At 68.3% G+C, this 12921-nt stretch carries 10 protein-coding genes; 6 read left to right on the forward strand and 4 right to left on the reverse strand.

Features of this window, described 5'->3' with window-relative positions:
* Positions 1 to 54: 54 nt before the first annotated feature.
* The gene (rpsF, locus tag ACIRQY_RS14130; RefSeq protein WP_015034882.1) at positions 55 to 345 is read right to left on the reverse strand and encodes a 30S ribosomal protein S6; all 291 of its coding nucleotides are present in this window, start codon (positions 343 to 345) and stop codon (positions 55 to 57) included.
* 285 nt (positions 346 to 630) lie between these two features.
* Between rpsF and ACIRQY_RS14135 the strand changes: the two genes are divergently transcribed.
* From ACIRQY_RS14135 to ACIRQY_RS14145, 3 genes are all read left to right on the forward strand, one after another.
* A complete protein-coding gene (locus ACIRQY_RS14135; protein ID WP_351783267.1) occupies positions 631 to 945 on the forward strand; it encodes a hypothetical protein in 315 nt (104 codons plus the stop codon).
* Between the two features lie 119 nt (positions 946 to 1064).
* Complete coding sequence (locus ACIRQY_RS14140; protein ID WP_351783269.1) at positions 1065 to 2183, forward strand: peptidoglycan bridge formation glycyltransferase FemA/FemB family protein; 1119 nt, start codon at positions 1065 to 1067, stop codon at positions 2181 to 2183.
* 82 nt (positions 2184 to 2265) lie between these two features.
* A complete protein-coding gene (locus ACIRQY_RS14145) occupies positions 2266 to 3297 on the forward strand; it encodes an alanine racemase (RefSeq protein WP_351783271.1) in 1032 nt (343 codons plus the stop codon).
* Positions 3298 to 3312: 15 nt separating this feature from the next.
* Here the strand turns inward: ACIRQY_RS14145 and ACIRQY_RS14150 are convergent, their stop codons facing one another.
* Together ACIRQY_RS14150 and ACIRQY_RS14155 are read right to left on the reverse strand one after the other, a co-directional pair.
* Entirely contained in the window at positions 3313 to 4809 is a 1497-nt protein-coding gene (locus ACIRQY_RS14150; RefSeq protein WP_403925079.1) for a glycosyltransferase family 87 protein, read from the reverse strand.
* 118 nt (positions 4810 to 4927) lie between these two features.
* Complete coding sequence (locus tag ACIRQY_RS14155) at positions 4928 to 7681, reverse strand: transglycosylase domain-containing protein (RefSeq protein WP_403925082.1); 2754 nt, start codon at positions 7679 to 7681, stop codon at positions 4928 to 4930.
* A gap of 372 nt (positions 7682 to 8053) precedes the next feature.
* Between ACIRQY_RS14155 and ACIRQY_RS14160 the strand changes: the two genes are divergently transcribed.
* The 3 genes from ACIRQY_RS14160 to ACIRQY_RS14170 all read left to right on the forward strand — a co-directional run bounded on the left by ACIRQY_RS14160 (position 8054) and on the right by ACIRQY_RS14170 (position 11199).
* Positions 8054 to 8734, forward strand: a complete 681-nt coding sequence (locus ACIRQY_RS14160; protein WP_403925085.1) for a helix-turn-helix transcriptional regulator — start codon at positions 8054 to 8056, stop codon at positions 8732 to 8734.
* A gap of 47 nt (positions 8735 to 8781) precedes the next feature.
* Positions 8782 to 9864, forward strand: a complete 1083-nt coding sequence (locus ACIRQY_RS14165; RefSeq protein WP_351783279.1) for an inositol-3-phosphate synthase — start codon at positions 8782 to 8784, stop codon at positions 9862 to 9864.
* Positions 9865 to 9939: 75 nt separating this feature from the next.
* Positions 9940 to 11199 carry an MFS transporter gene (locus ACIRQY_RS14170; RefSeq protein ID WP_351783281.1) on the forward strand — a complete coding sequence of 420 codons (1260 nt, stop codon included), beginning with the start codon at positions 9940 to 9942 and terminating at the stop codon, positions 11197 to 11199.
* A gap of 101 nt (positions 11200 to 11300) precedes the next feature.
* Here ACIRQY_RS14170 and ACIRQY_RS14175 read toward each other — a convergent pair whose 3' ends face one another.
* Positions 11301 to 12767: a CCA tRNA nucleotidyltransferase gene (locus ACIRQY_RS14175; protein WP_403925088.1), complete on the reverse strand. Its 1467-nt coding sequence runs from the start codon at positions 12765 to 12767 to the stop codon at positions 11301 to 11303.
* Between the last annotated feature and the right edge of the window lie 154 nt (positions 12768 to 12921).

The following is a 12921-nucleotide window of genomic DNA, read 5'->3' on the forward strand; positions in this document are numbered from 1 at the left end:
TTGCTTCTGGCTGCTTTGCTGCTACTCGGACCCGATGACCTCTGAGCTAGAAGCTCAGTGGGTCTCGGGACGGAGGACCTTGGTCCGGAGGACCGACTCGTTCAGGTTGAGCTGGCGGTCGAGCTCCTTGACGACCGCAGGCTCGGCCTGCAGGTCGATGACCGAGTAGATGCCCTCGGGCTTCTTCTTGATCTCGTAGGCGAGACGACGACGGCCCCAGGTGTCGACCTTCTCGACCTTTCCGTTGCCCTCACGGACGACGGAAAGGAAGTTCTCGATCAGCGGGGAGACAGCGCGCTCCTCGAGATCGGGGTCGAGGATGACCATCACTTCGTAGTGACGCATGTGGAACCCACCTCCTTTGGACTCAGCGGCCACGGTCGTTCCGTGGCAGGAGGGTCGTGATGCGTACGCAACGGTATCGGCGACCACTGACGGTCCGCCCCCGTGAACGAGGGAGGTACCGCCGATCCAGGACGGACCAGGGCAGACACCGCTGCAGACCGTACAGACTACCCGCACATCGGCCTGCGGTTGAAATTCACCGGTGAGGGGACGCAATCTGTACACAACGGATGACGGCGGCGCGAGGATGCGCCGCCTTCCGGCAAGCACGCCAGGAGGTGCCCCATGGCACAGGCAATGCGACCCGACCCCGGCCACTCCCTCTTCGCGACCGACGGCAAGCCCCATCCGATCCAGGACACCCTGGTCGGAGTGACACTGGCGCTGGGCGTCCTCGCCTTCGTCACCGCGCAGTTCTCCAGCCTGCATCTGCTGAGTTCCTGGTCAGGCCTGGTCGGCATCCTGACCGGCGGCTACGGGCAGTTCATCTCCGTGACCACCCGCGAGCGCTTCCTGCTGATCGTCGGCCTCGGCATGTCCGCGGTGGGCTTCTTCCTCGGAATGGCCCACGGCGGACTCTTCGGCGGCGTCATCGGCTAGGCCGAGCGGCACGTCAGGGCATACGCGCCCCTCCGGGGCGCTCCTCGGTCACAGTAGGCTTCGGCGCGAGAGCCGGAGCCCCTGACCGATGGGGACACACCTGCCGAGGAGCGCCCCGCATGAGCCTGACCCTGAGGACCATCAGCCGTGAGCAGCATCTGGCATTCATCCAGAGCCAGCCTGCCGCGAGTCACTGCCAGGTCCCGGCATGGGCTGATGTGAAGACGGAGTGGCGCTCGGAGAACCTCGGCTGGTTCGACAGGACCGGCGAGCTCGTGGGCGTCGGTCTCGTGCTCTACCGCCAGCTCCCGAAGATCAAGCGCTATCTGGCCTACCTGCCCGAGGGCCCGGTCATCAACTGGCACGCTCCGAACCTCGACGACTGGCTCCAGCCGATGCTGGCGCACCTCAAGCAGCAGGGCGCCTTCTCCGTGAAGATGGGCCCGCCGGTCGTCATCCGGCGCTGGAACTCGGCCGCCATCAAGTCCGGCATCCAGGATCCGGACGTCAAGCGCCTCAAGGACGTCGAGGCCTCCCACATCGAGCCGCGCGCCTTCGAAGTCGCGGACCGGCTGCGGAGGATGGGCTGGCAGCAGGCCGAGGACGGCGGGGCCGGCTTCGGTGACGTACAGCCCCGGTACGTCTTCCAGGTGCCGCTGGCGAACCGCTCGCTCGACGATGTCCTCAAGGGCTTCAACCAGCTGTGGCGCCGGAACATCAAGAAGGCCGAGAAGGCCGGTGTCGAGGTCGTCCAGGGCGGCTACGAGGACCTGGCCGAGTGGCAGCGGCTGTACGAGATCACGGCCGTCCGCGACCACTTCCGGCCGCGCCCGCTCTCGTACTTCCAGCGCATGTGGACCGTCCTCAACAGCGAGGACCCCAACCGCATGAGGCTGTACTTCGCGCGGCACGACGGCGTGAACCTCTCCGCGGCGACGATGCTCGTCGTCGGCGGACACGTCTGGTACTCCTACGGTGCCTCCGACAACATCGGCCGTGAGGTCCGGCCCTCGAACGCGATGCAGTGGCGCATGCTGCGCGACGCGTACGCGATGGGCGCGACCGTCTACGACCTGCGGGGCATCTCCGACTCGCTCGATGAGACCGACCACCTCTTCGGTCTCATCCAGTTCAAGGTGGGCACGGGCGGCGAGGCCGTCGAGTACGTCGGCGAGTGGGACTTCCCGCTGAACAAGCTGCTGCACAAGGCCCTCGACATCTACATGTCGCGCCGCTGACCCGTGTCGTACCGCTGACGTTTCCGTAGTCTCGTACATACCTTTGAATCACCGCTGCCATCAGAAAGGTTCCGGGCCGGCCATGGCGCTCTCCCTCTACGTCGACACCGCTCGCTGGCGCGCGCATCAGAAGAGCGTCCTCGACCAGTTCCCGGGGGTCATCCCGGTCTGCAAGGGCAACGGATACGGCTTCGGCCACGAGCGCCTCTCGGAAGAGGCCGCCCGGTTCGGTGCCGACATGCTCGCCGTGGGCACCACCTACGAAGCCGCGCGCATCAAGGACTGGTTCAGTGGCGACCTGCTGGTCCTGACCCCGTTCCGACGGGGTGAGGAACCGGTTCCGCTGCCCGACCGGGTGGTCCGTTCCGTCTCGTCCGTCGACGGGGTGCACGCCCTCGTGGGCGCCCGGGTCGTCATCGAGTGCATGAGCTCGATGAAGCGGCACGGCGTCCGCGAGGAGGAGCTCCCGCAGCTCCACGCCGCCATCGAGGACGTACGTCTGGAGGGCTTCGCGCTGCACCTCCCGCTGGACCGGCCGGACGGCACCGACGCCGTCGAGGAGGTCATCGGCTGGATGGACCGGCTGCGGGCCGCCCGGCTGCCGCTGCACACCCTGTTCGTGAGCCATCTGCGGGCCGAGGAGCAGGCCAGGCTCCAGCAGCAGTTCCCGCAGACCCGGTTCCGGGCGCGGATCGGCACCCGGCTGTGGCTGGGTGACCACGAATCGACCGAGTACCGGGGATCCGTCCTCGACGTGACCCGGGTCACGAAGGGCGACCGCTTCGGCTACCGCCAGCAGAAGGCGGCGTCGGACGGCTGGCTGGTCGTCGTCGCCGGTGGCACCTCGCACGGTGTGGGTCTGGAGGCTCCCAAGGCGATGCACGGCGTCATGCCGCGCGCCAAGGGCGTCGCGCGGGCGGGTCTGGCCACCGTGAACCGGAACCTGTCGCCGTTCGTCTGGGCCGGGAAGCAGCGCTGGTTCGCCGAGCCGCCGCACATGCAGGTGTCGATCCTGTTCGTGCCCGCGGACGCTCAGGAGCCCCGGGTCGGCGACGAACTGGTGGCGCATCTCCGCCACACCACGACGCAGTTCGACCGGCTCGTCGAGCGCTGAGCCGACCGGTCCCGCTCACCCCCGGGGGGTCTCCTCCCCGGGGGTTCCCCATGCCACCCGCCGTGACCCGGCCGGAGCCGCGGGCAGGGCCCTGCCCGCGGCGACGACGTCCTCCGCGCCGTCCAGGACGCCTCCGGAGGGATCGTCCGAGCCGTCCTGCCGGACGGGGTCCTTCTCGGGCTTGAGGATGTCCCGTACGACCATGACGCACAGGTACAGGGTGCCGAGCAGGTGCAGGACGATCGCGAACTGGTAGCCGTCCACCGGCAGGCCCTGCTTGTTGCCGCTGGTGGTGAACGCCAGGTACATCCAGACGCCGACGAAGTACATGACCTCGCACGCCTGCCAGATCAGGAAGTCGCGCCAGCGCGGCCGGGCGAGGGCCGCCAGCGGGACCAGCCACAGGACGTACTGCGGTGAGTAGACCTTGTTGGTCAGGACGAACGCGGCGACGACCAGGAACGCCAGCTGGGCGAAGCGGGGCCTGCGGGGTGCGGTGAAGGCCAGGTGGGCGAGGCCCACGACCGCCACCACCATGAACACCAGGGCGTACAGGTTGGCCCGCTCCGGCGGGATCCCCTCGCCCGTCCGCTGGCTGATCAGCAGCCAGACCGAGCCGAAGTCGACGTTCCGGTCCCGGCTGAAGAGATAGAACTGCTTCCAGCCCTCGGGGGCCAGCAGCATCACGGGCAGGTTCACCACCAGCCACGCCCCGGCCGCGCCGAGCACGGCGGTGCCGAACTCGCGCCACTTCCCGGCCCGCCAGCAGAGCAGGAGCAGCGGGCAGAGGAGCAGGGCGGGATAGAACTTGGCGGCGGTCGCGAGGCCGAGCAGGACACCGAAGGCGAGCGGCCGCTCCCGCGACCACATCATGACGGCAGCGGCGGTCAGGGCGACGGCCAGCAGGTCCCAGTTGATCGTGGCGGTGAGCGCGATCGAGGGTGCCAGGGCGACGAGCAGGCCGTCCCAGGGGCGCAGCCGGTGGGTGCGGGCCACACAGACCGCGAGAACGGCCGCGCAGACCATCAGGAGGCCCGCGTTGGCCAGCCAGTACCCCTGCTCGCGCTGCATGGTGTCGCCGCCGCCCGGCGTCAGCCAGGCCGCGACCTCCATGAACAGCCCCGTGAGGACGGGGTACTCCAGGAACGGTATGTCGCCGCCCAGCCGGTCGAAGTAGGGGACCAGGCCGTCCGCGAAGCCCCGCCCCGTGAAGAGGTGCGGGATGTCCGAGTAGCAGGCGTGGGTGTACTGGGAGGTCGTGCCGCGGAACCAGGCCCAGTTGTAGCAGGGCAGCTTCTGCACCATGCCGAGGGCGAACATGCCGATGGCCACGAGGGCGATCACCCGCACCGGGGTCACCTGTCCGGTGCCGGTCGCGGCCCGGCGGCCGTAGGGGCCGCCGATCAGTTCGCTGCCCGCGGCGGCCACTTCGTCCCGGCGGGTGGGGGCGACCGTCCGCGAGCGGCCCTGCGGCCGGTCCTGCGGCGCGCTCGTCTTCTGGAGGCTCGGCATGGGGGACATCCTGCCGTACGTCCCAGGGAAAACGGCGAGGGCCGCCGTGGCCGGCCCCGTACGGAAGGTACGGAGCGGCCGCGACGGCCCTCGGGGAGAGTGCGCCGGTGGAGCGGGATCAGGGGATCCAGGACCCGTCACCGGGTTTACCCGGTCCGCCGCTTCCGTTCCCCGGCCCGTTGTCGTCCGTCGGTGTGTCGGTCGGTGTCGGTGTCTCGGTCGGGGGTGGTGTGGTGGTGGGCTGACCCGTGTTGCCCCCGGGGTTGCCCGGGTTGTTGCACTCCCAGTCCCAGACACCGCACGTCGTCTTGGTCGGCTTGGGCGTCGTGGTCACCGGGGGGGTCGTCGTGGGGGTGGCCGGGGGAGTCGTCGTGGCCGTCTCGGTCTCGGTGGGAGTCGGCGTGGGCGTCGGCGAGGGGGTCGGGCTGGTGGCGCCGCCGCCGTAGACAGGCTCGGCGCTGTCCAGGTCCATGGGCTTGGGGAACTTGACCTTCGGCATGTCCTCGACCGCCGTGGTCATGTAGTCCTTCCAGATCCGCGACGGGAACGACGAGCCGTGGATCTTCGGCTGGTCACCCGTGCCGTACATCTCCTCGAACTCGCGGTTCTTCTTCGTCTCGTCGTCGTCGAAGCGGTACATGTCGATCGCGGTCGACAGCTGCGCGGTGTAGCCGACGAACCAGGCCGACTTGTTGCCGTCGGTGGTACCGGTCTTGCCCGCCACGTCGCGGCCCGGGATGGCGGCCTTGCGGCCGGTGCCCTTCGGGTCCTCCACGACGTCACGGAGGATGTCGGTGACGTTGCTGGCGATGGCCGGGGAGAAGGCCTCGTTGGACTTCGCCTCGTGCTTGTAGACGACCGTGCCGCCCTTGAGGACCTTGGTCACCGAGAACGGGTCGTTCTGCTCGCCGCTGTTGGCGAAGGTCGCGTAGGTTCCCGCCATCCGGATCGCGCTCGGGCTGGAGATGCCGAGCGAGAACGAGGGCACCTCGCCCTGGACGAGCGAGTCCTTGCGCAGACCGGCGGAGACCGAGGCCTCGCGGACCTTGTCGATCCCGACGTCCATGCCGAGCTGGACGTACGGCGAGTTCGCCGAGCGGATCATGGCCTCGCGAAGGGTCATGTCGCCGTAGCTCGCGCCGTCGTCATTGGTCTGGCGCCACTCGTCGCCCTTCTCGTTGTGCCAGATGTCGCCGTCGTAGCGTCGGACCTGCAGCTTATCCTTGCCGGAGTAGCGGCTCTTGTCCGGGTCGACGAGCCTTCGGGAGGACTCGTCCTGGACGGGGCCCAGCTTCGGATCCCGCACGCCGTACTTCATCGCGGCGGCCAGCACGAAGGGCTTGAACGTCGAGCCGACCTGCGCGCCGGTCGTGTCGGCGTTGTTGGTGAAGTGCTTGGTGGCGTCGACACCGCCGTAGATCGCGACGATCGCGCCGGTCTTGACATCGACCGAGGCGCCGCCGAACTGCACGTTGGTGTCGGTCTTCGGCCGCTTCTTCGGGTCGATGTACTCGTCGAGGATCTTCGTGACGGACTTCTCCAGAGCCTGCACCTTCGGCTTCTGGAAGGTGGTGTGGATCTCGAAGCCGCCGCGCTCCAGCTCCTTGGCACCGTAGCCGTCGCTGTTGTTGATGAAGTTCGCCTTGGCCGTGCTGACGAGGTAGCCGATCTGGCCGGTCAGCTGGGCGTCCTGCTTGCGCTTCTGGACCTTCGGGAAGGTCGTGTACTTGGCGCGCTCCTCGGCGGTGATCTTCTTGTCGTTGAGCATCTCGTCGAGGATCCACTTCCACCGCTTGGTGGCCCGGTCGAGGTTCTTCTCGGGAGTGGCTTCGGGGTCGTACTCCGGATAGCCGGCCGGGTCGTAGTACGTCGCGCCCTTCAGGACGGCGGCGAGCAGCGCCGACTCGCTGGCGTTGAGCTTCTCCGCGTCCTTGTCGAAATAGGCGCGGGCCGCCGCCTGGATTCCGTAGGCACCTCGTCCGTAGTACGCGGTGTTCAGGTATCCGGCCATGATGTCGCGCTTCTCGAGCTCGTTGCCGACCTTCATGGAGATGAAGAGTTCCTTCACCTTCCGGGTGACCGTCTGCGACTGGTCGTTGAGCCGGTTGTTCTTCACGTACTGCTGGGTGATGGTCGACCCGCCCTGGGTGTCACCGCCCTTGGCCATGTTCCACACGGCGCGGCCGATGCCCATGGGGTCGATGCCCAGGTCGTCCCAGAAGGTCTTGTTCTCGGCCGAGACCACGGCCTCCTGCATGACCTTCGGGATCTTCTCGATGCCGATGATCTGCCGGTTGGCGCCGCTGCCGGTCGCGACCATGCGGGTGCCGTCGGCCCAGTAGTAGATGTTGTTCTGCGAGGTCGCGGTCGCGTCCTCCTTCGGGATCTCCACGTTGTAGTACGCGAAGACCGAGCCGCCCATCAGGACGCCGAGCCCGACCAGGAACGTGCCCGTCACGAGTTTCCACGACGGCATCCAGCGACGCCATCCGTACTTTCCGTGACGGGGATAGTCGATGATCCGCTTCTTGCCCGGCGGAGGTCCGCCGGAGCCCCGCCCGGGACCACTGCCGCGGCCTCCGCCGCCGCCCCCACCGCGTCGGCCGCCGCCGGGGCCACCCGGGCCCGTGTCGGCCCCCTTCCTGCGGCTGCCGCGCTGGGCGGCCCTGCGGGCCTCCGCGCGGCCCCCGTAGGGGCGCGGTTCCTCTCCGGCGGGAGAGGGAGGTCCGTACGAGGCCGACGGGGCCTCCGTACCGACGTCCTGGGCCGGGGCCGACCTGCGGCCCACCGGCTGCTGGGCAGCGCGCCGTGCCGCCGCGCGACCGCCTGTGGGCGGCTGCTGCGGCGGCATTTTGCGACGATGCTCGCTCATCGAACGACTACTCCTCGGGCAGGCGCGTACGCCTGGAAGCGGCAGTTGAGTTCCGGTCCCCCCGAAATGCGCACGGCCGGAACCCCATCGGAGGCTCCTCCGTGACGCAGCCGGTCACCCGCAGCACTGACGCCCGGCGGCATCTCTCGGTTCCCGGTGGTCTGCATGCCGCACAGACTACGCACGGCCAAAACCCGTCCAGGACCGGACTTCCCCTCAAATCAGGCAAGTCGATCCCTGTGAATCGACGATGTGACGCCGGTCACGGTGCCCCCACTTGTCGAGACTCTCGGCCCGTTCTATCGTGCTGATGTATCGAGTCGATACATCAGCACGGCATAAGGGCCCCGTGGACGGAGGAGGAGGCGACGAATGAGCAGACGCTCCGGCATTCTCGAGTTCGCCGTTCTCGGCCTGCTGCGCGAGGCCCCCATGCACGGATACGAGCTGCGGAAGCGCCTCAACACCTCGCTGGGCGTCTTCCGGGCGTTCAGCTACGGGACGCTGTACCCCTGCCTCAAGACGCTGGTCGCGAACGGCTGGTTGATCGAGGAACCGGGCAGTGCTCTCGAGGACGCCCTCGCCGCTTCGCTCGCGGGACGCCGGGCCAAGATCGTCTACCGGCTGACCCCGGCGGGCAAGGACCACTTCGAGGAACTGCTCTCCCACACCGGCCCGGACTCCTGGGAGGACGAGCACTTCGCCGCACGCTTCGCCTTCTTCGGGCAGACCGAGCGCGAGGTGCGGATGCGCGTCCTGGAGGGCCGCCGCAGCCGGCTGGAGGAGCGTCTGGAGAAGATGCGCGCCTCTCTGGCCCGCACCCGCGAGCGCCTCGACGACTACACGCTTGAGCTGCAGCGCCACGGCATGGAATCCGTGGAGCGCGAAGTGCGCTGGCTGAACGAGCTCATCGAGAGCGAACGGGCGGGACGGGACCAGCGATCCGGTCCCGACACCCCCGCTCCGCACGACAACGATTCTGGAGAGACGGGCGGCCTGCCCCGGCACGGGGGCAGTACCCGGCCGGATCCGTCCGACGACACCGCCAAGTGAAGCCCGCGCACAGCAGGGCTTCCACGATTACACAGGGAGCAATCGGAATGGGTTCGGTTCGCGTAGCCATCGTCGGCGTGGGCAACTGCGCCGCCTCGCTGGTGCAGGGCGTCGAGTACTACAAGGACGCCGACCCGGCGGCCAAGGTCCCCGGTCTGATGCACGTCCAGTTCGGCGACTACCACGTCGGTGACGTCGAGTTCGTCGCCGCCTTCGATGTCGACGCGAAGAAGGTCGGCCTCGACCTCTCCGACGCCATCGGCGCCAGCGAGAACAACACCATCAAGATCTGCGACGTCCCGAGCAACGGCGTCACGGTCCAGCGCGGTCACACCCTCGACGGTCTCGGCAAGTACTACCGCCTGACCATCGAGGAGTCCACCGAGGAGCCGGTCGACGTCGTCCAGATCCTCAAGGACCGTCAGGTCGACGTCCTCATCTGCTACCTGCCCGTGGGTTCGGAGGCCGCCGCGAAGTTCTACGCGCAGTGCGCCATCGACGCCAAGGTCGCCTTCGTCAACGCCCTCCCGGTCTTCATCGCCGGCACCAAGGAGTGGGCGGACAAGTTCACCGAGGCGGGCGTCCCGATCGTCGGCGACGACATCAAGTCGCAGGTCGGCGCGACCATCACGCACCGCGTGATGGCCAAGCTGTTCGAGGACCGCGGTGTCCGTCTCGAGCGCACGATGCAGCTCAACGTCGGCGGCAACATGGACTTCAAGAACATGCTGGAGCGCGACCGCCTGGAGTCCAAGAAGATCTCCAAGACCCAGGCCGTCACCTCGCAGATCCCCGACCGCGAGCTGGGCGAGAAGAACGTCCACATCGGCCCGTCGGACTACGTGGCCTGGCTGGACGACCGCAAGTGGGCGTACGTCCGTCTTGAGGGCCGTGCCTTCGGTGACGTCCCGCTGAACCTCGAGTACAAGCTCGAGGTGTGGGACTCCCCGAACTCCGCCGGTGTCATCATCGACGCCCTGCGCGCCGCGAAGATCGCCAAGGACCGCGGTATCGGCGGCCCGATCCTCTCCGCGTCGAGCTACTTCATGAAGAGCCCGCCGGTCCAGTACTTCGACGACGAGGCCCTGGCCAACGTCGAGAAGTTCATCAAGGGCGAGGTCGAGCGCTAAAGCGCCCCGCTCATGCCGTCGAGGGCCCCCGGAGCATGTGTCCGGGGGCCCTCGACGTATGTGAGTCTTGCTGCCATGTCCGTCGTACGTGATCTGCGCGTACTCCTGCGCCTGACCGACTTCCGCCGTCTGCTCACCGTCCGGCTGCTCTCCCAGTGCGCCGACGGTGTCTACCAGGTGGCCCTGGCCACGTACGTCGTCTTCTCCCCCGAGAAACAGACCTCCCCCGCGGCGATCGCCTCCGCCATGGCGGTCCTCCTGCTCCCGTACTCCCTCGTCGGTCCCTTCGCGGGTGTCCTCCTCGACCGCTGGCAGCGCCGCCAGGTCTTCCTGTACGGCAACCTCCTGCGTGCCCTGCTCGCCTTCGGGACGGCCGCACTCGTCCTGGCGTCCGTACCCGACTGGCTGTTCTACGCCTCCGCGCTCTCCGTCACGGCCGTCAACCGCTTCGTCCTCGCCGGGCTCTCCGCCTCGCTCCCCCGTGTCGTCGACGAGGAGCGGCTCGTCGTCGCGAACTCGCTCTCCCCCACCGCGGGCACCCTCGCCGCGACCCTGGGCGGCGGCCTCGCCTTCGGTATCCAGCTGCTCGCCGGTCATTCCGACGCCGCCGTGGTCGCCTTCGGAGCCTTGCTCTATCTGTGCGCCGCCCTCGCCTCGCTCCGCATGTCCCGGGAGCTCCTCGGACCCGATCCGGGCAGCATTCCGCAGTCCCTAGGCTCGTCCCTGGCCATGACCGCCCGAGGTCTCGCCGCCGGGCTGCGGCACCTCTCCGAGCGACGGCCCGCCGCACGCGCCCTCATCGCGGTGACCCTCATGCGTTTCTGCTACGGCGCACTGTTCGTCACCGTGCTCATGCTCTGCCGGTATGCCTGGAGTTCCACGGAGTCCGAAGGGCTCAAGCTCCTGGGGCTGGCCGTCGCCATGTCCGGCGCGGGGTTCTTCGCGGCCGCCCTCCTCTCCCCGTGGGCAGTGGGACGGCTCGGTCCCTTCGGGTGGATGGCCGTGTGCGCCGGGACGGCCGCCGTACTGGAACCGGTGCTGGGCCTGACCTTCGCCCCCGCACCGTTCCTGATCGCCGCCTTCGTCCTCGGCCTCATCACCCAGGGAGGGAAGATCGCCACGGACACGGTCGTCCAGACATCGGTGGACGACGCCTACAGGGGCCGGGTCTTCTCGCTCTACGACGTGCTGTTCAACGTCGCCTTCGTGAGTGCCGCGGGTGTCGCGGCACTGATGCTGCCACCCGACGGCCGGTCCGCCCTGCTGATCGTGCTGGTGGCCGTGATCTACGCGGCGATCGCGCTGGTCCTGCGTGGGGGACGCACAAAGGGGTGACGTTTCACGTGAAACACCACCCCTCGGCTCTTCGAGCCTGCTTGCGGTCGATGTTTCACGCCCCGTGTTTCACGTGAAACATCGACCCCACCACGTCCGGCTCAGCTCTGCTCGGCCCACCATTCCTTGAGCGCGGCGACGGCCTGGGCGTGCTCCATCGGACCGTTCTCGAGGCGCAGCTCCAGCAGGAACTTGTACGCCCGGCCGATGGCAGGCCCGGGGCCGATGCTCAGGATCTCCTGGATCTCTTTGCCGTCGAGGTCGGGACGGATCGAGTCCAGCTCCTCCTGCTCCTGGAGCTGGGCGATGCGTTCCTCCAGGCCGTCGTAGGCGCGGGAGAGGGCGGACGCCTTGCGCTTGTTGCGGGTGGTGCAGTCGGAGCGGGTGAGCTTGTGCAGACGGGAGAGCATCGGTCCGGCATCGCGGACGTAGCGGCGCACGGCCGAGTCGGTCCACTCGCCGGTCCCGTAGCCGTGGAAGCGCAGGTGCAGCTCCACCAGCTGCGAGACATCCTTGATCATCTCGTTGGAGTACTTGAGCGCGGTCATGCGCTTCTTGGTCATCTTCGCGCCCACCACCTCGTGGTGGTGGAAGGAGACCCGGCCGTCCTTCTCGAAGCGACGGGTCCGCGGCTTGCCGATGTCGTGGAACAGGGCCGCGATCCGCAGCACCAGGTCGGGGCCGTCCTCTTCCAGGTCGATCGCCTGGTCGAGGACGGTCAGCGAGTGCTCGTAGACGTCCTTGTGCCGGTGGTGCTCGTCGCTCTCCAGCCGCAGGGCCGGCAGCTCGGGGAGGACGTGGTCGGCGAGACCGGTGTCCACGAGGAGCGCGAGGCCCTTACGGGGGTGAGCGGAGAGAAGCAGCTTGTTGAACTCCTCGCGGACGCGTTCGGCGGAGACGATCTCGATCCGGCCCGCCATCTCCTTCATCGCCGTGACGACCTCGGGGGCGACGTCGAAGTCCAGCTGCGCGGCGAAGCGCGCGGCCCTCATCATCCGCAGCGGATCGTCGGAGAAGGACTCCTCGGGCGTGCCGGGCGTGCGCAGCATCCGAGCAGCGAGGTCCTCCAGGCCGCCGTACGGGTCGATGAACCGCTTCTCCGGGAGGGCCACGGCCATGGCGTTGACCGTGAAGTCACGTCGGACGAGGTCCTCGTCGATGGAATCGCCGTAGGAGACCTCGGGCTTCCGGGAGGTCCGGTCGTACGCCTCCGAGCGGTAGGTGGTGACCTCGACCTGGAAACGCTGTTCCACGTCCCCGACCCGGGCGTCCTTCTGGCAACCGACCGTCCCGAAGGCGATGCCGACCTCCCACACGGCGTCGGCCCATGGGCGGACGATCTTCAGTACGTCCTCGGGGCGGGCGTCGGTGGTGAAGTCCAGGTCGTTGCCGAGCCTGCCGAGCAGCGCGTCGCGCACCGAGCCGCCGACGAGCGCGAGGCTGAACCCGGCCTCCTGGAATCGGCGGGCGAGGTCGTCGGCGACGGGGGACACACGCAGCAGTTCGCTGACCGCTCGGTGCTGCACCTGGCTCAGTGCGGTCGGGATGTCTTCGTTGGCGTTCGGCACAACAGAAAAGGGTACGTGCCCCGGCTCGCGACGTTGTCCCCGTTTTTTCCACGGGCACCGGCGCGCGAACCGGGGCGCCCGGAGGCCGGACGAAGATCGCCTGGAGCACTCCCCGGCACTTGCTCCCAGGATGCCTCGTTACCATGCCTGGACA

The organism is Streptomyces sp. NPDC101490 (assembly GCF_044767145.1).
Taxonomy (GTDB): Bacteria; Actinomycetota; Actinomycetes; order Streptomycetales; family Streptomycetaceae; genus Streptomyces.

Excerpts from the sequence above, each read along its gene's own strand:
- rpsF (WP_015034882.1), bottom strand. The coding sequence starts at position 345 with ATGCGTCACTACGAAGTGATGGTCATCCTCGACCCCGATCTCGAGGAG.
- ACIRQY_RS14135 (WP_351783267.1), top strand. The coding sequence starts at position 631 with ATGGCACAGGCAATGCGACCCGACCCCGGCCACTCCCTCTTCGCGACC.
- ACIRQY_RS14140 (WP_351783269.1), top strand. The coding sequence starts at position 1,065 with ATGAGCCTGACCCTGAGGACCATCAGCCGTGAGCAGCATCTGGCATTC.
- ACIRQY_RS14145 (WP_351783271.1), top strand. The coding sequence starts at position 2,266 with ATGGCGCTCTCCCTCTACGTCGACACCGCTCGCTGGCGCGCGCATCAG.
- ACIRQY_RS14150 (WP_403925079.1), bottom strand. The coding sequence starts at position 4,809 with ATGCCGAGCCTCCAGAAGACGAGCGCGCCGCAGGACCGGCCGCAGGGC.
- ACIRQY_RS14155 (WP_403925082.1), bottom strand. The coding sequence starts at position 7,681 with ATGAGCGAGCATCGTCGCAAAATGCCGCCGCAGCAGCCGCCCACAGGC.
- ACIRQY_RS14160 (WP_403925085.1), top strand. The coding sequence starts at position 8,054 with ATGAGCAGACGCTCCGGCATTCTCGAGTTCGCCGTTCTCGGCCTGCTG.
- ACIRQY_RS14165 (WP_351783279.1), top strand. The coding sequence starts at position 8,782 with ATGGGTTCGGTTCGCGTAGCCATCGTCGGCGTGGGCAACTGCGCCGCC.
- ACIRQY_RS14170 (WP_351783281.1), top strand. The coding sequence starts at position 9,940 with ATGTCCGTCGTACGTGATCTGCGCGTACTCCTGCGCCTGACCGACTTC.